A 22653-nucleotide genomic window follows, 5' to 3' on the forward strand; every position below is an offset into this window, starting at 1 on the left:
CCGTCCGCCCCAACATCGCTTCAGGAGACTCCTGTGAGTAGGCGGTTTATCGTTACCCATCGACCCCAAAGAGCGTTTATGTCATCTGAAAATACCGTCCTGTCGCGCGGCTCCTATAAGGAATCCCAGCGCATTTCAGAGATCCTATCCAAGGAATCCACCGGCGGCATCATCCTGCTGGTTGCTACCGTCCTCGCCCTCATTTTTGCTAACTCAGCCGCCGCCGAGCACTACTTCGGCCTGCGCGATACCTACCTGGGCGCTGATTTCTGGGGCCTACACCTTAAACTTTCTATCGGTCACTGGGCTGCCGACGGTCTGCTGGCGGTTTTCTTCTTCCTGGTCGGCCTTGAACTCAAAAAGGAATTTGTCGAGGGCGACTTGCGCAACCCCGGCAAGGCCCTCGTTCCTATCGTGGCAGCAGCCGGTGGTGTTGCCCTGCCCGCCATCATCTACGTACTGGTTAACCTCAACAGCAGTTCTGAGGCGCTGGGGGGCTGGGCTATTCCCGCAGCAACCGACATCGCTTTCGCGGTGGCCGTCCTCGCTGTTATCGGCTCCCACCTACCGTCAGCCCTGCGCACCTTCCTGCTGACCCTGGCTGTGGTCGATGACCTGATCGCCATCACCATCATCGCCCTCTTCTACACCTCAGACCTGAAGATCGGTTTCCTTGCCCTCTCGATCATTCCCATTGCCCTCTACGCCCTGGTAGCGCGCAAGGGCGAGAAGCTCTTCCACCTCTCCCCCGCCGCGTCCTGGTTCATCCTGCTGCCCATCGGTTTTGTGGTCTGGGTACTCTTCCTCAATTCCGGTATTCACGCCACCATCGCGGGCGTCATTCTGGCCTTCATGATTCCCGTGCGCAAGAACAAGCGCACCGAAGCAGCGGACGCCCACCACGGCCTGGCCGAGGTCATGGAGCACCGCGTGCGCCCCTTCTCCGCAGGTTTCTGCGTCCCCGTCTTCGCCTTCTTCTCAGCGGGCGTCGCTATCGGCGGCTTCCAGGGCTTCATTGACGCGGTCACCGAGCCTATTGCTTACGGCATCATTCTGGCCCTGATTTTCGGCAAGATGATTGGTATTACTGCTTCCACCTGGCTGGTCACCCGCCTGCGCCGCGCCAACCTGGACCCCGATATCGCCTGGATTGACGTGATTGGTGTGGCCACCCTGGCCGGTATCGGCTTCACCGTCTCCCTGCTGATTGCCGAGCTCTCCTTCGGTCTGGGCTCCGACTACAACGACGCCGCTAAGGTCGCGATTCTGACCGCCTCGGTCACCGCCGCCCTGCTCGGTGCCATCATCCTGTCGATCCGCAACAAGCACTACAAGCAGGTTGCGCTCAAGGAGACTGTGGATGAAAACCAGGACGGCATCCCCGACGTCTTCACCGACAACACGGACGCACCCCGCCCCGGCGCCTAACGTCCACTTCCCCGCTACCTCAAGGGGACCTTATTTCCTCAAAGGGACCGCATAGTATGCGGCCCCTTTTGGGTTGTGCGGTCCCCTTGTGTGCGGGGCAGGTGCGCGGAGGCTTTTCAAACGGGGCGGACGCCGGGGTGCAGTTCTGCATCTCAGATTCCGGCATTAGCTGGGCTAAAGGAGCATAATGGAACCTGAAGCAAGCGAAGATACACCTGACCTAAGGAGAGGCATGACTGAAGCGCCTCACAAGGACCCGCTCTTTTCCCGCGGATCGTACGCCGAGACCAGCCGCGTCTCAGAGATTATGCGCAAGGAATCGGTGGGTGGTTTTATTCTGCTCGCCGCCACCGTGCTCGCCGTTATTCTGGCTAACTCCCAGGCAGCACATTTCTACGAGAGTGTGCGCGATACCGAGCTGGGCTTGAGCATTCCAGGCTTCAGCCACCTGATGATGAACGTGCACCTGTGGGCCGCTGACGGCCTGCTCACGGTCTTCTTCTTCCTCACCGGCCTAGAACTCAAAAAAGAGTTCGTGGTGGGCGACCTGCGCGACCCGGGTAAAGCCGTCGTCCCCATCGCGGCGGCCTTCGGCGGCGCCATGACGCCGGCTATCATCTATTTCGCCATCAACCACGGCAATGAGACCGCTGTGCACGGCTGGGCTATTCCCGCTGCCACCGATATCGCTTTCGCGGTGGCCGTCCTGGCCGGTGCGGGCACCTTCCTACCCGCGGCCCTGCGCACCTTCCTACTGACCCTGGCTGTGGTCGATGACCTGATTGCCATCGTCATTATCGCCCTCTTCTACACCAGCAACTTCCACGCCTGGTACCTGATTATCTCTATCATTCCCATCGGGCTATATTTCTGGCTGACCCACAAGCATGAGAAGTTCTTCCACGAGAAAAAGTGGGCGGCCTGGGTCATCTTGCTACCCCTGGGGCTCATCACCTGGGCTCTCTTCCTAGAGTCAGGCATTCACGCCACCATTGCAGGCGTCATTCTGGGCTTCTGCGTCCCCGTCCGCATGACCGCCCAGGCCAAGCAAGCCGATGCTCACGCCTCCCTGGCCGAGACCCTGGAGCACCGCCTGCGTCCGCTCTCCACCGGCATCTGCGTACCCCTCTTCGCCTTCTTCTCCGCCGGTGTAGCAGTCGGTGGCTGGGACGGCCTGCGCACCGCCCTTACCGACTCCGTTGCTATCGGCATCATGGTTGGCCTGGTACTGGGCAAGACCGTCGGCATTACCGGTACCACCTGGCTCATCACCCGATTCCGCGGCGTGAACCTAGACTCCGATATCAAGTGGATTGATGTGATCGGCCTAGCCGTCACCGGCGGTATCGGCTTCACCGTTTCTATGCTGGTCGCCGAGCTCTCCTTCGAGTCAGGCTCCCTGCACACCGAGGACGCCAAGATCGGCATTATGATCGGCTCGGTTATCGCAGCGGTCTTAGGCGCAACGATTCTGTCGATTCGCAACAAGCACTACAAGCAGATTGCACTCAAGGAAAGCATCGACGAGAACGAGGACGGCATCCCCGACGTCTTCACCGACAACACGGACGCGCCCCGCCCCGGCGCCTAGCGTCCGTCCGCCCTATCTCGCAGGGTAGGTACCATCTAACTCAGAAAAACCCACCAACCAGCTGGGTTTTTCCGAGTCAGATGGTACCTATCCGTTTAAAGCGGTGCACGAAACGGCAACATCACAGTGGGCATGTTTTGCACAAACGCAACCGAGCTGTGAGAATTACCCCTAGTGTTCACCGCCCTAGCGCCGGTGATTCTCCGCCCTTGCTGCCCACTGTGCCGCAGCTAAGGCGCCCCACCACGTGCCACCGCGCCCACCTATACCCCGGGCCGACCCGGCCTCTTACCGATTTGGAGTACACATGGATACTCTGCTCAACGCAGTGCACTGGATTAACGAATCCACCGCTGGAGCAACCGAGGTTATTACCGGCATCTCAGATAACCTCTGGGCCAACTTCCTCATGTACGCCCTGGTGGCCGTAGGCCTGGGCATCACCATCGCAACGCGAGGCGTTCAGTTCCGCCTCATCGGCGAAATGTTCCGCACCCTCAAGGACCCCGCCGGCACCGAGTACAACGGCAAGAAGAGCATCTCAGCCTTCCGCGCCTTCACCGTCTCTGCTGCCTCCCGTGTGGGCGTGGGCAACATCGTCGGTGTTGCCATGGCTATCACCATGGGCGGCCCCGGCGCTGTCTTCTGGATGTGGGTTATCGCCTCCGTCGGCGCCGCGTCTGCCTTCGCAGAGTCCCTGCTGGGCCAGCTCTACAAGCGCAAGGGCGAGGACTCCTACATCGGCGGCCCCGCCTACTACATGTCACGCGGTCTTAACGCCCGCTGGCTGGGCCTCATCTTCGTTGCCTTCATCGTCATCACCTACGCCTTCGTCTTCGTCGCCGTGCAGACCAACGCTATCGTTGGCGCAACCGCCACCTCATTCGGCATTGACGCCTCAGACCCCAGCGCTATGGGCTTCCGCATTGCCATTGGCGTGGTGATTGCAGTTATCTCGGCATTCATCATTTTCGGCGGTATCCGTACCATCTCATCGGTCACCGAGATCATGGTGCCCTTCATGGCTGTGCTCTACCTGATTCTGGGTCTGATTATCGTCGTCATGAACCTGGGTGCCGTCCCCGGCGTCCTGGCAGATATCTTCGCAGGTGCTTTCGGCCTGAAGGAATTTGTCACCGGCGCCCTGATCGGCGTCATCACCCAGGGTATGCGCCGTGGCCTACTCTCCAACGAGGCCGGTATGGGTACCGCCCCCAACGCCGGTGCAACCGCGTCCGTCTCCCACCCCGCCAAGCAGGGCTTCGTGCAGGCCCTGGGTGTCTACTTCGACACCATGCTGGTCTGCTCCGTCACCGCCTTTATCGTGCTGGTAGCCGGCGACATCCCCTACGGCGACAAGAACTCCGCAGGCACCCTCACCCAGGTTGCGCTCTCTAGCCAGCTGGGCCCCTGGGCGGTTCACTTCCTGACCGTAGCGATTGCCCTCTTCGCCTTCTCATCCATCATCGGTAACTACTACTACGGTGAGTCCAACATCCGCTTCGTCACCGAGAAGCACCTGCCTATGAACATCTTCCGCGTCATCGTGATTCTGTTCGTGTTCTTTGGTGCTATTGCCTCCATCGACCTGCTGTGGAACCTGGCTGACCTGCTCAACGGCGGCATGGTCATCGTCAACCTGACCGCGGTCTGCCTGCTGATGCCTAAGGTCATGAAGGTGCTCCGCAACTACGAGGCCCAGCGCAAGGCTGGCCTCGAGCCGATTTTCCAGGCATCTGATCTGCCCGAGATTAAGAACCTGGACGCCTGGGACGGCACCGACGAGCTCACCCAGCGCGAATACTGGGAGAATTTCGACCGCGAGCAGGCTGAAAAGCGCGCCGCCCGCGGCAAGTAGGCTCAAGCCCCCGGGTAGTTAACCCGCAAGGACGCCGCCGCCCACCACCCTGCCCCTTGGCAGGGATGGTGCGCGGCGGCGTCCTGGTTTTAAAACCCTATACTGAAAGCTGTTCTTAACCGCCACCGGGGTAGGCTTCTTACGCCCACCCCACCGCAGAGGATGATCTTTAGCGACAATGACCAACGACTTCCGCCACAAAGGCCTCGCCGCAGGGCGCCTGGGGCTAGCTTCTTCAACCGTCATTGGGGTAGCGTCAACCGCCCCCATGTACTCACTGGCTGCCTCTATTGGCTTCATCGTGATAGCCGTGGGCTATCAAGCCCCGATAGCCCTGATTTTGGGTTTTATCCCTATGCTCCTGACGGCGCTCTCCTATAAGGAGCTGAACGAGGCGGTGCCGGATTCAGGTACGGTCTTCACCTGGGGCGCTAAGGCTTTTGGGCCGAAGACCGGCTGGATTTCTGGCTGGGGCGTTATCGTGGCGGGCGTGATTGCTATGGCTAATCAGACCCAGATTGCGGCGATCTATTTTTGGCTGCTGCTGGGGCAGGACGATCTGGCCCACAACAAGCACGTCATTGTGGCAACCGGTGTTCTGGTGATTGCCCTGACCACCTGGATTTCCTACCGCAATATTGAGGCCGGCTCACTGACCCAGTGGCTGCTGGTTGGTATTCAGTATGTGGCGATTGTGCTGCTGGCACTGGGTGTTTTTAACTCCCTGGCATCGGGTGCGGTAGCGGGCTTTGAGTTTGAAGCTAACTGGTTTAACCCCTTTGAGGCTAGTTTTGACGGCATGATTCAGGCCGTGCTGATTGCTATCTTCATCTACTGGGGCTGGGACACCTGCCTGGCTATCGCCGAAGAAACCAAGGACCCTCACCGCACTCCCGGCCGCGCGGCCGTCCTCTCCAGCTCTATTCTGGTGGTCACCTACGTTTTCGTGACCGTGGTGGCCCTGATGTACGCGGGGGCAGGTTCAGGTGGCATTGGTCTGGCTAACCCCGATAATTCGGACGACGTCTTCACCCCCTTTAAGGACGCCGCCCTGGGCTCCTGGGGTTGGGTTATTATTCTGGCGGTGGCTGTTTCTGCCCTGGCGACCTGCCAGACCACGATTCTGCCCTCTTCCCGCGGTATTTTCGCCATGGCGGTTTACCGGTCAGTTCCGGCTAAGTTCGGCGATGTACACCCCAAGTTCAAGACCCCCAAGACTTCCACTGTTTATATGGGTGTTTGCTCGGCTCTCTTCTACGCGGGAATGACCTACATCAGCGAGAACATGCTGGCCGATACGATTGAGGCTGCCAGCGTGGCTGTGGCCCTGTACTATGCGGTGACGTCGTTTGCCTGTATCAAGTACTACCGGGGCGATATTTTCACCAGCGCCCGCAACGTGGTCTTCCGTTTAATCATTCCAGCAACCGGTGGCGTGATGATGACCGCGATTCTGGTGATTTCTCTGGTCAATATGGCTGACCCTGAGTACGGCTATACCCAGATGCTGGGGACCAGCGGTGTCTTTGTCACTGCGGTAGCTTCTTTTGTGATTGGTTTTGGCCTGATGGCCCTGTTGATGGGCCGGGATGAGTTCAAGCCCTTCTTCCGGGGCGAGACTCTGAATATGGACACCCGGGTCAAGGTACCCGAGTCCGCTGACCTGGACGAGGTGAAATAGAGCGACTGTACCACCATGCCCTCTCTAGCACCGGTCAAGCGTGTGACAGAGAGGGCAACACGCCCTGAAGGTCTAGAAATTTTTTACAGATAGATAAAATTTGCACTATTTAGGGGTGGTTTTGTTTCACCTTGCCAAACCCAAAACAGGGGGCAAGGCCCCTCACCTGCCTGGTTTTTATCCCCTTTTATGCCTACAGAATCTCAGGTTTTGCAGAGGTTGGGATGTCATACTTGGTGTAGTAGGTCTGGAAGAGTTTGGGCTGACAGACCTGCGATTCAGAGTATGAGTGTGTTTCAAATTTATCGTCTCTGATAGCTGCCCGCAGGGGTGTGGGCAGTAAACCGAAGTGGAGGCGGGCCCCCTGGGAAGGGCTCGCCTCCACTTCTCTTTATCCTCTTTCTTTGACTCGAAGTACAGTAGATACGAAACACCCGCCCCGGCAAGGAGAGTCAGTGGCTATTGACCCGCAGCATACCCAGATTAAAGAGACCGCTTTTGCGTTGGCCCGCAAGTTTGGCTGGGCCCTGGAATACAACGGCGGCCTGGAGCTAGACGGCGAGTTCCTTGACGATGCTGACCTGTCGGTAGAGCGCTCCGAGGACGGCGTGCAGGTGGAGTATGTGCTCAATATCAGCTATGCCGATTCGACCGCCTACGGGTACACCCTCACACGCGAGGCGGCGAGCGCCCCGGCGTCCGCCTTTGGGGTGGGCGCTTTTGGTCAGGACGCAGGCAGCCAGGCACCCGCACCCAGCAGCTTTGGTGCGGGGGCGGGTTTTGGCCTGGGGTCTTTTGCTACAGAGGGTCTACCGGGTGAGAATGCGGTGACGTTGGCTGAGAAGTATTACATCACCACTTTGGCTGAGCTGATTGAGGCGGTGGAGGAGAAGCTGACCACTCTGGCTCTCTAAAAAGGTTTTTACGCCTTGCGCGTGCCTTCTGCTATGCACCAACACCCAAAAGGTAAGGTTACTTAAAATTCCTTTAATCTCAGGAAGGTTGCCATGGCTGACTTTACCTACACCGCCGCTTACCCCTACGACGAAGACACCGTGCGCACCTGGTTTGTGCGCCCCGGCGCCCTGACTCGGGCAACCCCTCACTGGGCTGGCTCCGTCACCGAAGAGGGCAAACCGAACGAGCCTGGAAGTACCGCTCGCACCAGGGTGGCACTGCCGCTAACCTCGGGTCTGCTGACCCTCCCCTGGGCGGCCCGCCATACCCGGGCGTCCGCCGATTCCTTTACCGACGAAATGGTCCGCGGCCCCTTTTCTTCCTGGGAGCACACCCACGATTTTCTGTCGACGCCGGGCGATACGGTGGTGCGCGACAGCATTACCTTCACAGCTCTTCCCACGCCGCCCACACCCGCGGAAAAGGTAGGAGCTGCAGCTGAACGGCTTGCCCGGGCAGCGGCTCAAAAGCAGCTAGAGAAAGTCTTTGCCGCCCGCGAGCGCCGAATCGGTGCTGATCTTGATTTTCAGCAGCGTTATGAAAGTGACCCTCTGACGATAGTGGTTGCGGGCGCATCGGGCATGGTCGGCCGTCAGGTGGTTGCCCTGCTGACCGGTGGTGGGCATACGGTGCGCACGCTGGTGCGTCACGCCCCTGAGGCGGAGCATGAGTTCCGCTGGGACCCTTCTGCCGGTGAGATTGATACTGCCGCTTTTGAGGGTGCGGACGCCGTCATCCACCTGGGCGGGGCCAGCATCAACCAGCGGTTTACCGAGGAGAATAAGAAGAAGATTCTTACCTCCCGTGTTGAGTCCACGACCCTGCTGGCAACTACCCTGGCCGACCTGGTGCGACAGAGGGGTGCGGACGCCGCCCCGCACGTTTTTGTCTGCGCTTCTGCAGTGGGTTTTTACGGCCCTGACCGGGACCAAGAGATACTCACCGAGGACCAGGACGCTGGGAGCGGCTTCCTGGCGCAGGTATGCCAGGCGTGGGAGGCTGCCTGCCAACCTGCTCGTGAGGCTGGACTTCGAGTAGTTAACGTGCGCACCGGCCTGGTGCAGTCTGCCCTGGGTGGTATGTTGCGCCTGCAGCTTCCGGCTTTCTTGAGCGGGACCGGGGGTTGGATTGGTTCGGGTGAGCAGGTGCAGAGCTGGATCAGCCTGGACGATATTGCCGGTATCTATGTGCATGCGGTGCTGACCGAGAAGCTGGAGGGGCCGGTGAACGCGGTGGCTCCCACGCCGGTACCGGCGAAGGCCCTGGCCAAGACGGTGGGTAGGGTGCTGCGCCGCCCCGTCCTGCTCCCTATTCCGCCTGCTGTGCCTGCTCTGGCCCTGGGGCAGGAGGGAGTGAAGGAATTAGCGCTGGCGAGCCAGCGGGCCAGTGCCGATAAGCTCTTGGCTAGTGGCTACGTTTTCTTTGAGCCGGAATTGGAGCGGGCTCTGGCTCACGAGCTCACCCGGTAGAGCTCTTTGTTTACCGAAATGTCACTGTAAACACCGGCAAGACGGCGCGGAGCGGGCTATTCTGTTGAATGACACACATCATCATTCTCACCGAAAGATAAGCATGTCTTCTTCTCTCTCCCGCCGCCTTGCTGGCCTGGCAGCCAGCGGTGCGACCGTTGTTGCCCTGGTTGTTGCCCCCGTTCCGGGTGCAGGTGCAGCCGACACCACTACCCTGACCCTGCTGAATATCAACGACTTCCACGGTCGTATTTCTACCAGCATTGCTATGGGTCTGGCCAATACCATCCAGACCGAACGTGCCGCTGCCACCGACGGCTCCCTGCTGCTCTCTGCTGGCGATAACGTAGGTGCCTCCCTCTACGTTTCCAGCGTGCAGAAGGATCAGCCCACTCTGGACTACCTGAACGCCCTGGGCCTCTCTGCCAGCGCTGTAGGTAACCACGAGTTCGATGCCGGCATGGACGACCTGGTTAACCGCATCATCCCCGCGTCCTCTTTCACTTACCTGGGCGCCAACGTCCTGAACGCTGACGGCACCCCTGCCCTGAAGCCCTACTACACCACCGAGGTCAACGGCACCACCGTGGCCGTCATTGGTGCTGTCACCACCGAAACCCCGCAGCTGACCGACCCCTCAGCGCTGGCGTCCGTACAGTTCACCGACCCCATCGAGGCCGTGAACAAGTACGCCGCCCAGCTCTCTGACGGCGATGCAAGCAACGGCGAAGCCGACGTGATTATCGCTGAGTACCACGAGGGTGTAGACACCTCAGCTCCCGAAGCTGACGCGATGATCAACCAGACCAGCGCCGCCATAGACGCCATTTTCACCGGCCACACCCACGCCGAGTACGTCATTGACGGCGCCGTTCCCGGCCAGGCAGGCAAGACCCGCCCCGTTATTCAGACCGGCAACTACGGCGATAACCTGGGCAAGGTTGTGCTGACCCTGGATGCCGAGAAGAACGTCACCGCCTACTCCTCTGAGCTGGTCAAGCGCATGAGCGCCCCCACCGCCGAGCAGATCGCAGCTGATCCCGTCCTGGCTAACGTGAACACCATCATCACTAATGCCAACGCCTACGCCACCGAGCAGGGCTCTGTGGTAGCTGGCCAGGTCAGCGCCCCTATCACCACCGGTTTTGACTCCGCCAAAGACACCCAGGGTGGCTTTGACATGCGCAACTACGAGTCCACCATGGGTCACCTGGTAGCGGATATGTACCTGGCTGCCGCTAACTCCACCGGCCGCACCCCCGCCGATATCGGCATCGTCAACCCCGGCGGCCTGCGCGATGAGCTGCCCGGCGGCCTGCGCACCTCACTGGGGCTGGCCGTGAACAAGAACGTGCGCGTCATGGACGTCGTCAACGTGACCCCCTTCGCCAACAACCTCTGGACCACCGAGCTCACCGGCGCCCAGCTCAAGACCGTGCTTGAAGAGCAGTGGCAGCAGAACTCGGCAGGAGAGATAGCAACCCGCCCCTACCTGCAGCTGGGTTTCTCCTCAAACGTCACCTACACCTACACCGGCTCCCCCGACGCTGAGGGCTACGCAAGCCGCGGCTCCAACGTGCTCGATGTGTACGTCAACGGCACAAAGGTTGAGGACGCCGACACCTACACCGTCGCTATCCCCAGCTTCCTGCTGGGCGGCGGCGACAACTTCGGCACCCTCTCCCAGGGCGCTAACGCCAAGGACACCGCCCTGGTAGATTCGGACGCCTTCGTTGAATACTTCAAGAACGCTGGCACCGTTGACCCCAACTTCGCCAAGCAGGCTGTGCGCGTTGCTGATCTGGCTGAGAGCTACGACGTCAACGGCACCCTGGCCTTCTCCCTGTCTGACCTGAACGTCCGTAGCTACGGCGTACCCGCCCTGACCGAGCTGAAGGTGACCGTGGGTGGCATTGAGGTTGGCACCGTTGCTGTTGCTGAGGACGGCACCGCGACAGTTTCCCTGGATCTGGCAGGTAAGGGCATCACCAACGGCACCCACGAGGTTGTTCTGACTGATGCGACCGGCGTTGCTGGCACCACCGTCCGCCTCTCAGCCAACTTCACCGGTGCGGTTGCTGAACCCACCCCTGCCCCCTCTGAGGAACCCACTGCGGCACCTTCTGAGGAACCGACTGTAGCTCCCTCCGAGCAGCCCACCGCCGCTCCTAGCTCCGACAGCACCGTCGTAGCGCCTGCGCCTTCAGCTACCGCTTTTGAGTACGAGAACTGCGCCGCTGTGTGGGACGCTTTGGGCCGCCCCATCAAGTCCGACGAGGCTGGCTTCCACAAGGGCCTGGATGCCGATAAGGACGGCGTAGGGTGCGAGCAGGACCCCAACTACACCAACAAGGCTGAGGACGGCAGCGCCATCAAGTCCTCTACCTCTTCTTCGGGTAGCAGCTCCTCCGGCAACCTGGCTAACACCGGTTTCACCGCCTCTATGATTGCTGGCGCGGGCGCCCTGGCCCTGTTTGCCGGTGGCGCTGCCCTGGTAGCTAACCGCCGCCGCAAGGCCTAAGAGTTGGCTTTCATAGGCTAGATACCGCGTTTGCGCTAAAAATCTAGTCTGCCCCCGCAAAGGGACCAGATTACTCCGCATTGTATGTGTTGTGTACAAGGACTATCGGAGCGATCTGGTCCCTTCTCTTTCTTCTGCCCACTACCATGGACACTATGCCCCTCGATTACCTTTCCACCCCCGCTCTATCGCCTACACGCACACTTGCCGCAGGCGTCCTTACCGCCGAGCAAACGGGAACCCAGCTCAGCCTCTTCGGCTGGTTCTTCTACCCCCTGCTCTTTCTTGCCATGGGCCTGGCCATCTTCTGCGTGCTCACCGTGCACCGCCAGCCCCACCTGAGTGAAATCCAGAAGCTCAAGTGGCTGCTCTTCACCCTTTTTATCCCTATCGTTGGCCCCCTAGCCTACTGGCTGCGCATGCGCTCTGACCGGCGCGAACTGGCTGAAACCACCAGCTCTCACTCTGAGAGCGAACCGGCCGCGCAGTAGGTAGCGCAGCCTGCAGGCAGGCGTAAAGTGAGAGGTGACAAGACCACTTCACTCAAGGAGACCCCCGTGCCTATCACCGTCAAGGCCCTGCAAAAATTTGGCCCCGACCAGCCCTTCAAAGTCACCGAAATCGAGCGTCGCGACCCCCGCGAGGACGATGTCGTCATCAAGATTGAGGCAGCCGGTATCTGCCACTCCGACATTCACACCATCCACAATGAGTGGGGCCAAGCCCACTTCCCCCTGGCCGTAGGCCACGAGATCGCGGGTACTGTTGAGGCTGTTGGCTCTGCCGTCACCAAGTTCAAGGTGGGCGACCGCGTGGGCGTTGGCTGCCTGGTCAACTCCTGTGGCGAGTGCGAGCAGTGCGTTGCCGGCTTCGAGAATAACTGCCTGAACGGCTCTGTGGGCACCTACAATTCCAAGGACGTGGACGGCACCATCACCCAGGGCGGCTACGCCCAGAAGGTCACCGTCAATGAGCGCTTCGTTCTGCGCATTCCCGACGCCCTGGATTTCGACGTGGCAGCGCCCCTGCTCTGCGCCGGCATCACCACCTACTCACCCCTGGCCCGCTGGGGCGTTAAGCCCGGCATGAAGGTAGCCGTGATGGGCCTGGGCGGCCTGGGGCACATGGGCGTGCAGATTGCTGCCGCTATGGGCGCCGAGGTCACCGTGCTCTCCCGCAGCCTCAAGAAGGCGGACGCCGCAGCCAAGCTGGGTGCCGCTCGCACCCTGGCTACCACCGACGAGGGGTTCTTCACCGAGCACCGCGGTGAGTTCGACCTGATTCTCAACACCATCTCTGCCCCCATCGACCTGGATTCTTACCTGGGCCTGCTTAAGCCCCGCGGTATCCTCTCGGTGGTAGGCCTACCCCCGGAGGCCCTCGAGATTCACATGAACCGCCTGATTGGGGGCGGCAAGGTGCTCACCGGCAACAACATCGGTGGCATTCCCGAAACCCAGGAAATGCTGGACTTCTGCGCTGAGCACGGCATCGGCGCTGTGATTGAGAAGATTGGCGTGGACGAGGTTGATGCCGCCTATGAGCGTGTTGTGGATGGCAACGTCCAGTTCCGCGTGGTCATCGACACCGCAACCTTCGATAGCGCTGAGGTCAGCGCCTAGCCGACCACCGGCGTCCTCATCTTGAGGTAACGAGGGCCCCGCCCACCAAAGTGTGCGCGGGGTCTTAGCGCACCCGGAGCCGCCGGGCAGTATTCTTAGGAACAACACAAACCTATTTGTTCCCCGAGGAGATTTCTATGGCCGGTGGTTTAGCGGCTCTCTTAGATGACGTAGCGGCCCTCGCCAAGCTGGCAGCCGCAAGCGCGGACGACGTAGCAGCGGCAGCTGGCCGCGCCAGCGTGAAGGCAGCCGGTGTGGTGGTGGACGACGCCGCCGTCACCCCGCAGTACGTGCGCAATATCGAACCCAAGCGTGAGCTGCCCATCATCAAGAAAATTGCGGTAGGGTCCCTGCGCAACAAGCTGGTCTTCATTCTTCCTGCAGCCCTGCTGCTGAGCCAGTACCTGCCCTGGATGCTCACCCCCCTACTTATGCTGGGCGGCACCTACCTCTGCTTTGAGGGCGCCGAAAAGGTCATCGAGATGTTCTCGAAGAAGGAGCACGCCGCGGAAGAAACTCCCGCGGTGGTGCAGGGTGAGGACGCCGAGAAGAAAATCGTCTCGGGGGCTGTGCGCACCGACTTCATTTTGAGCGCAGAAATCATGGTGATTGCCCTGAACGAGGTTGCTTCTGAGGGCTTCTGGGCCCGCGCCGCTATTCTGGCTGTGGTCGGCATCGGCATTACCCTGCTGGTGTACGGTGCTGTGGGCCTGCTGGTCAAGATGGACGACATCGGCCTGGCGATGGCTCAGCGTGAATCTGCCGGGGCGCAGAAGTTTGGCCTAGGCCTGGTGAAGGCTATGCCCGTGGTCATGAACGTTATTTCTGTCGTGGGTACGTTCGCCATGCTCTGGGTCGGTGGCCACATTATTCTGCTGGGTCTTTACGATATGCACTGGTGGGAGGCTCCCTATCAGTTCGTGCACCACCTTGAGGAGTACGGCCACCACCTGCCCGCCCTGGGCGGAGTAGCAGCTTGGCTGATCAACACCTTCTGCTCTATGGTGATCGGCCTGATCTGGGGCAGCATTATTGCCGCTGTGGTTCACTTCCTGCCCGGCAAGAAGCACCACTAGGCTTTGTAGCTTCTTGTGTAGGGGGTCTGCAGGCTCACGCTCGCCCCTATGAACCCCTCCCCTAGTTTTTGTACCGTGCCCTGCCCACTTTTGACGCTAAAAGTGGGCAGGGCGCGGTACATTTCAAAAGCAGCTGTGGCACTGACCGCCAAATGTGGCGCTGGCACCACCACATTTGGCGGCTGTCGGCACATATACCTTCTGGCCAGTGCCGGGGAGGCGAGCAAGAGCACCCACACCCGCCGTGGCGCCCAACTGCCGGGCAAACGAGTATCACAGAAGCACCATGGCCATTTTCAGGCACGAAAAAACCCGTTTTCCCTAGCTCTCACTAGGAAAAACGGGTTTTTCTTCTCTGTGCGCAAGGGGGGACTTGAACCCCCACGATCTTGCGATCACTGGCACCTGAAGCCAGCGCGTCTGCCAATTCCGCCACTTGCGCATTATTCATTTTTTATCGTTGCTGAATGAGCAACGAAGATAACTATACACACCCCATTAAGAAGATGTCCAACCGGAATTAAGTGTCCTCAACCACACGCAAGCCAGAAAGACGCCCAAAACCGGCGCGCGGGCGTCCGCTCCCCACCCTAGAACCCGTGAGATAGCAGGGCTTTACCAGGTTTTCCCGGGGAGTTTTTACGGTTATCCACTAGACTAGAAGCTTAGGCTGTGCGCATACCCTGCGCAGCGAATCAGCTCGAGCACCCGCAGAACACGGCGCGGTGCGCCCGTAGTTTTGTGTTGAAGGAGGCAAGCATGGGGTTCATCGACAGACTTGAACAGGGCCTAGAAAAGGCCGTGCGTGGCACCTTCAGCAAGGGCGGCACTTTTGAGCCCGTAGACATCGCCAACCGGCTCCGCACCGAGATGGACAATAAGGCTTTCTCCGTCTCGTCCGGGCGCACTATCGCCCCCAATAACTTCACCGCCGAATTTTCTGCCAGTGACTTTTCCCGAGCCCAGCAGTGGGGTGTGCCCCTGGCTGAAGAGCTCTGCGACGTGGTCATCCGCCACGCCCGCGACCAGGGCTACTCCCTGCGCGGGGCGGTGCGCGTGACCTTCTCGCTCAACAACGAGCTTGAACCGGGCAGCTTCGACATCACCAGCGCGGTGAAGAAGATGCAGGCCCCTCAGGACGAACCCGCCCCGGCACCTGCCCCTCAGGCAGCGCCTGCCCACCCGGCGTCCGCCCAGCAGCAGCTCCCCACGCGCATCACCCGCCCGGCAGCGCCACCGCGCACCGAGCCGGTGCCCGCCCACCAGCTACCGCAGTCTCGCCGCCCTGCCCCCACCCCCCAGGTGGTGCTCGACATCAACGGCGAGCGCGTTGTGGTGCGCGATTTGCCGGTCACCCTGGGGCGTGGCTCCAGCGCAGATATCACCGTTGAAGATACGGGTGTCTCACGCCGCCACCTCGATATTGTGGAGCAAGATGGCACCTACCTGGCGGTTGATTTGGGGTCCACGAACGGTTCTTACCTCGACGGTAAGCGCCTGCACGGCCGGGCTGAGCTGCGTAACGGTTCTGTGATTGAGATGGGCCGGGCCCGTATTGTTTTCCGTCTGATGGTTCGTAAGGGGTAGCTTGTGGCATCTGAAATTACCGTGACGGTTTTGCGTTTTGCCTTTTTGGGCCTGCTGTGGCTGTTTATTTTTATGGTTCTTGCTGCGTCGCGCCGCGATCTGGGTGTGGGGCGTAATATCCGCACTGCGCGGGCTCAGTTTGACGAGGTGGCTGTTGATGCGCCGGTTGCTCCAGCGACTCCTGCCCACCCGGCACCGGCGGCTGCCCCGCCGGCCCGCCCGTCCCTGCTGACGATTGTTGAGGGTGCCCAGGCCGGGGCTACCATGCGCCTGGGCGATAGCCCGGTGACGATTGGCCGCGCCACCGATATTGAGGTGTCTTTGCAGGACGACTACGCTTCGGGCCGTCATGCCCGTCTTTTCCCGCAGGGGTCACGCTGGTTCCTTGAAGACATGGGCTCAACCAACGGAACTTTTGTGGGCGATACCCGCCTGACCCGTGCTACTCCGCTTGAGGCTGGTCAGCTCTTTAGGGTTGGCCGTACCACCATGCAGCTGAAAGCCTAGTGCATGAGTATCGCTTTCCGTTTTGCGGCCCGCTCCGATGTGGGGCGAGTGCGCTCTAAAAACGATGACTCGGGGTATGCGGGCCATTACCTGGCGGTTGTTGCCGACGGTATGGGCGGGCATGTGGGCGGCGACGTCGCGTCGGCGACCACGGTGCTTGATTTGACCCCTCTTGACCGGGCAGGTTTTGAGGGTAATGCCGGGGTGTACCTGGCTGATGAGATCGTGAATGCCAATATCATCATGAATGAGCTGGTGGCGCTGAACCCGCGTTTGGCGGGTATGGGTACCACCTGCACGGCTCTGCTGATTGATGGCGACCGTATTGAGATGGCCCATATTGGTGACTCGCGCGCCTACCGCCTGCGTGACGGCGTGTTTGAGCAGGTCACCACCGACCACACCTTTGTGCAGCGCCTGCTGCAAGAGGGGCGTATTAGCCCCGAGGAAGCTGAGGCCCACCCGCACAAGAACGTGATTATGCGCGTCTTGGGCGATGTTGATGCCTCCCCCGAGCTTGAACTTCGCACCCTGGACGCCGTGGTGGGCGAAAAGTGGGTGCTGAGCTCTGACGGCCTGGACGCCGTGGTGCAGGTAGCTGAGATTGAGGCGGTCATGCGCTCCACCGGCGACCTGCAGCAGATAGTCGATATTCTGACCGACATGACCCTGGAACGCGGCGCCCCCGATAACGTGACCGTGGTGGCCCTACAGGTCATTAGCGAGGATTCCCTATCTGCGGCGATTACCGCCCCGCAGCCGATTAGTCCGGTGCGTAAGTACGGTAAGGACGGCGAGCTGGTGGGGGTTTACCCCACCGTGGAGCAGGAGGCCGCTGAGCCCGCCTCCAGCGACAGTGAGGCAGAGGGGGCGGACGCCGCCGAGCCGGTAGACGAGGACGGCGAGCACCGCGCCCCCTGGCGCCGCCGCATGCCCCAGCACGCCAAGATGCGTAACGCCCTGCGCCACGGCAAGTGGCGCGGCGAGTCCTTCACCGACGGCGTGCTCAACACCATGACGGTTAAGGCCGGGGTGGACGCCGCCACCGCCACCACCGGTGACGGCGAGGACGAGCCGACCCCGGCGTCCGTCCTTCGCCAGGAGCTCTCGGAGCGCCCCCACGACCTGGTGGGAGCTGCCGTTAACGCAACCCAGACCGGCATGATTCCGGCGGTGACAGCCCGCACGGCCCAGAACATCAGCACTCTTTCGCAGCAGCAGGCCACCCAGACCCTGGAACCCGCTGAGCTGCCCGAGGAATACCGGGTTGCCCTGAGCAACGAGGTGGCACCGTCGCCCCACCGCTGGCCCATGCGGGTCTTCGTGGTGACCCTGACCCTGGCGGTTCTCGCAGCGAGCGCCTGGAGCTTCTTCTCGTGGACTAAAACCCAGTACTACGTGGGTGTTAAGGACGACCACGTGACGGTATTCAACGGCATCAACCAGTCCCTGGGGCCGGTGAGCCTGAACAGTGTGGTGGAAGAGACCGATATTGAGGTCAGCTCCCTACCGGAGTTCTCCCAGTCGCTTCTGCGCAGCACTATCACCGCTACGAGCCAGGACGAGGCTGAGCAGATCGTGCAGAACCTGCGCGACCAGCTACCGGCTACGGTCACACCGGGAACCGTCACCACGGCAGAGCCCACCCCGAGCGCCTCTGCCAGTGCCTCGGGTGAGCCGAGCCCGGCGTCCGAAACCAGCCCAACACCCGATACCAGCACAACTACCCAGGGAGGTAACTAGTGAGCGCTTCATCTGCCGCACCTGCGGTTGAGCTGCCCCGCTCCCGCCGACTGACCGAACTGGTTCTCACCGTGCTCGCGGTGTTGCTCTGCCCTGCTTCCATGTACCTGGTAGACCCCGAAGCGGCCCTGGAGAACCGCATGTGGGTACAGGCTCTTACCGTTCAGGGTGTGGGCGCCCTGGTGCTGCATGCCGTTATGTATATGCGGGCCCGCTACGCCGACCCCTTTATTCTGCCGATTGCGGTGGCTCTCAATGGGCTGGGTCTAGCCATGATCTACCGTATCGACCTGACCACCACCGCTAACGCGGGGGCGGCCCAGCTCATGTGGACCGGCGTAGCCATGATTGCTTCAGCCGTGGTGCTCTTCTTCCTGCGCGACCACCGGGTCCTGCGGAAAGTCACCTATATCTCTCTGGCTGCCTCGATTGTGCTGCTCCTGTTGCCGCTGCTACCGGTCATCGGTACCGAAATTAACGGTGCCCGCATCTGGATTTCACTCGGCGGCCGCACCTTCCAGCCCGGTGAAGTCGCCAAGATTACCCTGGCCATCTTCTTCGCCGGTTACCTCTCAACCCACCGCGACCTGATCATGCTGGCCGGTAAGCGTATCGGCCCGGTACGCCTGCCCCGCTTCAAAGACCTGGCCCCCATGTTTATCGCCTGGTTTGTCTCGCTGGCGGTGCTGGTTTTCCAGCGCGACTTGGGCTCGGCTATCCTCTTCTTTGGCATCTTCCTGGCCATGCTCTTCCTAGCGACCGGAAGCCTCACCTGGGTTGCCCTGGGCCTGCTCTTTGTAGCCGCCGGCGGCGTCCTAGCCTACAACTACATCTCCCACGTCTACTACCGCATCAACTCCTGGGTGCACGCTTTTGACCCCGAAATCTACAACCAGCCCCTGGGTGGCTCGGGTCAGATTGTGCAGGGCCTCTTCGGCTTGGCCTCTGGCGGCCTGTTCGGACGCGGCTGGGGCAACGGACGACCCGACCTCGTCTCGTATTCCAACTCAGACATGATTATCACCGCCCTCGGTGAAGAGCTGGGCCTGCTGGGCCTGGGAGCGATTCTTATGCTCTTCCTGCTGCTGGTCTCCCGCGGTTTCCGTGCGGCCCTGGGTACCCGTGATGCCTTCGGTAAGCTCCTAGCTGCCGGTTTCTCAGCCCTCATCGTGATTCAGCTCTTCGTGGTTATTGGCGGCGTCACCCGCCTGATTCCGCTGACGGGTCTCACCACCCCCTTCATGTCCGCCGGTGGCTCCTCCCTACTCTCGAACTGGGTCATCGTAGCCATCCTGCTTGCCATCTCCCACACCGCCCGTGCCCCGCACGTGGTAGAAGAGTTCGACGAGGCAGACAGCATCGACTACGAGGGCTACGAGCCCGAGGGCGCCACGTCCGTCATTTCTAGAATTACCGAAACCAACCGTTCAGGAGGTGCTCGCGGTGAATAAAGCTATCCGCCGGGCATGGATTGCTGCGGCCTGCGTCTTCGTGATGCTGCTGGGCACCCTGACCTATATCCAATTCTTTGACGCTAAAAACCTGCAGGCCAACGCCTGGAACTCCCGCACCCTCTACGAAAGCTACGGCTCCCAGCGCGGGTCCATTGTGGTTGACGGCGTAGAAATCGCCTCGTCCGTAGAGTCGAACGACGGCTACGCCTTCCAGCGCACCTACTCCCAGCCCGAGCTCTACGCGGGGCTCACCGGCTACTTCTCGTCCATCTACGGGGCAACCGGCCTGGAAGCTGCCATGAACGACCAGCTCTCGGGCAACTCCGACGCCCAGTTCTACGACCGCCTGGCCCAGATGTTCACCGGCAACACCGCCCAGGGGGCCAGCGTAGAGCTGACCATCGACAGCGAGCTCCAGCAGCTGGCCTACGACCTGCTGGACGGCCACAAGGGCTCTATCGTGGCCCTCAACCCCAAGACTGGCGAAATCCTGGCTATGGTGTCCACCCCCTCCTACGACCCCAACACCCTCTCGTCCCACAACGCCGAGTCGGTGCTGGCCCAGTACGCGGCCCTCAATGAGGACGCCAACCACCCGCTCTACAACCGCGCTATCGCGGGCGACACCTACGCCCCCGGCTCACCCTTCAAAATTATTGACGCCGTAGCCGCCCTCGAATCGGGTAAATACAATGCAGACTCGGTGATCCCCAACCCGCAGAACCTGACCCTGCCGAACACCACCGTCACCCTGCCCAACTACACCGGCAGCCAGTGCTCAACCCGCACGTCCGCCACCATCGAGTGGGCCCTGGCGCAGTCCTGCAACACCCCCTTTGCCCAAATTGCTATGGACCTGGGCGAAGAAACCATCGCCCAGACCGCAAGCAACTTTGGCTACGGGCAAGGCCTCCAGATTCCCCTGACCGTGTCACAGTCGGTCTTCCCGACCAACATGGAAGACAGCCAGCTAGCACAGGCGTCTATTGGTCAGTACGATGTGAAGACCACCCCTTTGCAGGTTGCCATGATGAGCGCAGCTATCGCGAACGACGGTGTGCAGATGAAACCCAACCTGATTAGGTCGGTTAAGTCTCACAACCTCAGCTCGCTGTATGAGTTCTCAGCTGAGGAGCTACGACGCTCCACCTCAGCCGATATCGCTAACCAGGTAACAGAGTGGATGGTAAACGGCGTGAGCAACGGTATCGCCTCGGGCGCCGCAGTGAGCGGGGTCCAGGTGGCCGGTAAGACCGGTACCGCTGAAATTGGGGACACGGGGTTGAATAACTCCTGGTTCACCGGTTTCGCTCCGGCTGACGACCCGCAGGTAGCTATCGCGGTAGTCTATGAAGGTGTAGACGTCACAACAGGGGCGCAGCTTGCTGCTCCCGCAGGTAAACAACTTTTTGAGGCGGTGTTGAACAAGTGAGGCCTTCGGTAGATGTGACTCTTGGTGGTCGCTACACCCTGACCGAGCGTATCGCGATTGGCGGTATGGGCGAGGTCTGGAAGGCGCGCGATAAGGTCTTGGGCCGTACCGTCGCCGTAAAGATTCTGAAAGAGGAATATACGGGCGACCCCGGCTTCCTTGAGCGTTTCCGCGCCGAGGCCCGCCACACCGCCCTGCTCAACCACCCCGGCGTCGCCAACGTCTTTGACTACGGTGAAGAGGACGGCTCTGCCTACCTGGTCATGGAGCTGGTTCCCGGGGAGCCGCTGTCTAACATCATTGAGCGCGACAAGCAGCTACCTGCTGACCGCATCCTCAATATCATGGCGCAGACCGCACGCGCCCTGGCAGCCGCCCACGCCCAGGGTCTCGTGCACCGCGACGTGAAGCCCGGCAACCTGATTATCACTCCGGACGAGCGGGTAAAGGTCACCGACTTCGGTATCGCCCGCCTGGCTGACCAGGTACCCCTGACCGCCACCGGCCAGGTCATGGGCACCGCCCAGTACCTGGCGCCTGAGCAGGCAACCGGCCAGCAGGCCACCCCCTCCTCAGACATGTATTCTCTGGGCATCATCGGCTACGAGTGCCTGGCAGGCAAGCGCCCCTTCACCGGCGAATCGCAGATCGCCATCGCCCTGGCGCAGGTCAACGACCCGCCGCCGCCCCTGCCCAAGGACGTCCCCGCCCCCGCAGCAGCGCTCATCATGTGCCTGCTCTCCAAGGACCCAGCGGACCGCCCCGAGACCGCCACTGCGCTGGCGTCCGCTATCGACGCTATCCGCCGCCGCGACATCCCGGCTGCCATCAAGGCTGTACCACCCCTGGGCAAGTTCCTGCCCCAGGGGGCAGATACCCAGGCCACCCAGGTCATGACGGCCCCCACCGCCGTGGCTCCCGCAGCGGCCCGGTTTGGCTCAGGAGCCCACTACGAACCCGAGCCCACCACCGCCCGTGTACCCAGCGCCCCGGCCGCTGCCGCCTACCCGGCAGCCGAGCCCCCGGCAAAGAAGAAGAGCCCCTGGGGCTGGGTGTCCCTGGTGCTTGCCCTGCTCCTCATTGCCGCCGTCGTCTGGTTTGTACTAGCTGGTAGCAACCGCTCCAGCACCACCGGCGACAGCACCCCCACCGCCTCGGGTACCGTCTCAACCGTCAGCGTCTCACCCACACCCAGTGCCAGCGAAACCAGCACCGAGAAAACCCGGGTAGAGATTGACTCAGCCTCCTTCGAGGGCCGCCCCCTCGATGAGGTCGTCAACGAACTCACCGCCATGGGCTTCTCAACCCGCACCACCGGCGTCACCTCAGACTCCACGGTAGACACCGTGCTCTCCGTTTCACCTACCGGTAGCGTAGAAGTGGGCGAAACCATTACCGTGCAGTACTCCACCGGCCCCAAATCAGTGACCCTACCCAGTAATCTGGAGGGTACAGACTCTGAAGAGGCCATCAACGCGATTACCGCCCTCGGCGTGAACGTGCAGATTCACTTTGAAGAAAGCAGCAGTGCCCGCGAAGGCACCGTGCTCCGCACCAGCCCCACCTCGGGGTCCCGCGTTGAGGTAGGGAGCAGCGTAGACGTCTACGTAGCCAAGGCCCCCGCAGCCAGTGCATCCGCATCGCCGAGCGCCTCAGCATCACAGTCAACCACCGGCTCCGAATCAGCCTCACCGAGTGCTGATTCAACCGGCAACTAAACTCCACCG

At 61.1% G+C, this 22653-nt stretch carries 16 protein-coding genes and 1 tRNA gene; 16 read left to right on the forward strand and 1 reads right to left on the reverse strand.

Annotated features, from left to right (window positions below; genetic code table 11):
- The first annotated feature begins 78 nt into the window (after window positions 1–78).
- The 10 genes from nhaA (L6762_RS07495) (at window position 79) to L6762_RS07540 (ending at window position 14203) form a co-directional block, all read left to right on the forward strand.
- Entirely contained in the window at window positions 79–1428 is a 1350-nt protein-coding gene (gene nhaA, locus L6762_RS07495; RefSeq protein ID WP_237186410.1) for a Na+/H+ antiporter NhaA, read from the forward strand.
- Window positions 1429–1660: 232 nt separating this feature from the next.
- A complete protein-coding gene (gene nhaA / locus L6762_RS07500) occupies window positions 1661–3019 on the forward strand; it encodes a Na+/H+ antiporter NhaA (RefSeq protein WP_237186412.1) in 1359 nt (452 codons plus the stop codon).
- 307 nt (window positions 3020–3326) lie between these two features.
- Window positions 3327–4877 carry an alanine/glycine:cation symporter family protein gene (locus L6762_RS07505; RefSeq protein WP_237186413.1) on the forward strand — a complete coding sequence of 517 codons (1551 nt, stop codon included), beginning with the start codon at window positions 3327–3329 and terminating at the stop codon, window positions 4875–4877.
- A gap of 178 nt (window positions 4878–5055) precedes the next feature.
- A complete protein-coding gene (locus tag L6762_RS07510) occupies window positions 5056–6558 on the forward strand; it encodes an APC family permease (protein WP_237186414.1) in 1503 nt (500 codons plus the stop codon).
- 455 nt (window positions 6559–7013) lie between these two features.
- On the forward strand, window positions 7014–7472 hold the full coding sequence (locus tag L6762_RS07515; protein ID WP_237186415.1) for a hypothetical protein: 459 nt from the start codon (window positions 7014–7016) through the stop codon (window positions 7470–7472).
- A gap of 93 nt (window positions 7473–7565) precedes the next feature.
- Window positions 7566–8984: a TIGR01777 family oxidoreductase gene (locus L6762_RS07520; RefSeq protein ID WP_237186416.1), complete on the forward strand. Its 1419-nt coding sequence runs from the start codon at window positions 7566–7568 to the stop codon at window positions 8982–8984.
- A 103-nt stretch (window positions 8985–9087) separates the two neighbouring features.
- The gene (locus tag L6762_RS07525) at window positions 9088–11505 is read left to right on the forward strand and encodes a 5'-nucleotidase C-terminal domain-containing protein (protein WP_237186419.1); all 2418 of its coding nucleotides are present in this window, start codon (window positions 9088–9090) and stop codon (window positions 11503–11505) included.
- Between the two features lie 155 nt (window positions 11506–11660).
- The gene (locus L6762_RS07530; RefSeq protein WP_237186420.1) at window positions 11661–11996 is read left to right on the forward strand and encodes a PLD nuclease N-terminal domain-containing protein; all 336 of its coding nucleotides are present in this window, start codon (window positions 11661–11663) and stop codon (window positions 11994–11996) included.
- Between the two features lie 66 nt (window positions 11997–12062).
- Complete coding sequence (locus tag L6762_RS07535) at window positions 12063–13127, forward strand: NAD(P)-dependent alcohol dehydrogenase (protein WP_237186421.1); 1065 nt, start codon at window positions 12063–12065, stop codon at window positions 13125–13127.
- Between the two features lie 137 nt (window positions 13128–13264).
- A complete protein-coding gene (locus tag L6762_RS07540) occupies window positions 13265–14203 on the forward strand; it encodes a DUF808 domain-containing protein (protein ID WP_237186424.1) in 939 nt (312 codons plus the stop codon).
- Between the two features lie 358 nt (window positions 14204–14561).
- Here L6762_RS07540 and L6762_RS07545 read toward each other — a convergent pair.
- Window positions 14562–14645 (reverse strand) — tRNA-Leu (locus L6762_RS07545).
- Window positions 14646–14962: 317 nt separating this feature from the next.
- On the opposite strand from L6762_RS07545, the gene L6762_RS07550 reads away from it, so the two are divergent.
- The 6 genes from L6762_RS07550 to L6762_RS07575 are packed head-to-tail and all read left to right on the forward strand — an operon-like array spanning window position 14963 to window position 22644.
- The gene (locus L6762_RS07550) at window positions 14963–15790 is read left to right on the forward strand and encodes an FhaA domain-containing protein (protein WP_237186426.1); all 828 of its coding nucleotides are present in this window, start codon (window positions 14963–14965) and stop codon (window positions 15788–15790) included.
- A gap of 3 nt (window positions 15791–15793) precedes the next feature.
- Entirely contained in the window at window positions 15794–16297 is a 504-nt protein-coding gene (locus tag L6762_RS07555; protein ID WP_237186428.1) for an FHA domain-containing protein FhaB/FipA, read from the forward strand.
- Between the two features lie 3 nt (window positions 16298–16300).
- Window positions 16301–18040 carry a PP2C family protein-serine/threonine phosphatase gene (locus L6762_RS07560; RefSeq protein WP_237186429.1) on the forward strand — a complete coding sequence of 580 codons (1740 nt, stop codon included), beginning with the start codon at window positions 16301–16303 and terminating at the stop codon, window positions 18038–18040.
- A complete protein-coding gene (locus L6762_RS07565) occupies window positions 18040–19491 on the forward strand; it encodes an FtsW/RodA/SpoVE family cell cycle protein (RefSeq protein WP_237186431.1) in 1452 nt (483 codons plus the stop codon). The genes L6762_RS07560 and L6762_RS07565 overlap by 1 nt, the downstream gene beginning before the upstream one ends.
- The gene (locus L6762_RS07570; protein WP_237186438.1) at window positions 19484–20926 is read left to right on the forward strand and encodes a peptidoglycan D,D-transpeptidase FtsI family protein; all 1443 of its coding nucleotides are present in this window, start codon (window positions 19484–19486) and stop codon (window positions 20924–20926) included. Before L6762_RS07565 ends, L6762_RS07570 begins: the two co-directional genes overlap by 8 nt.
- Window positions 20923–22644 carry a protein kinase domain-containing protein gene (locus tag L6762_RS07575; protein ID WP_237186446.1) on the forward strand — a complete coding sequence of 574 codons (1722 nt, stop codon included), beginning with the start codon at window positions 20923–20925 and terminating at the stop codon, window positions 22642–22644. Before L6762_RS07570 ends, L6762_RS07575 begins: the two co-directional genes overlap by 4 nt.
- Window positions 22645–22653: the final 9 nt, after the last annotated feature.

This window comes from Rothia nasimurium (assembly GCF_928381705.1).
Classification (GTDB): Bacteria; Actinomycetota; Actinomycetes; order Actinomycetales; family Micrococcaceae; genus Rothia; species Rothia nasimurium_G.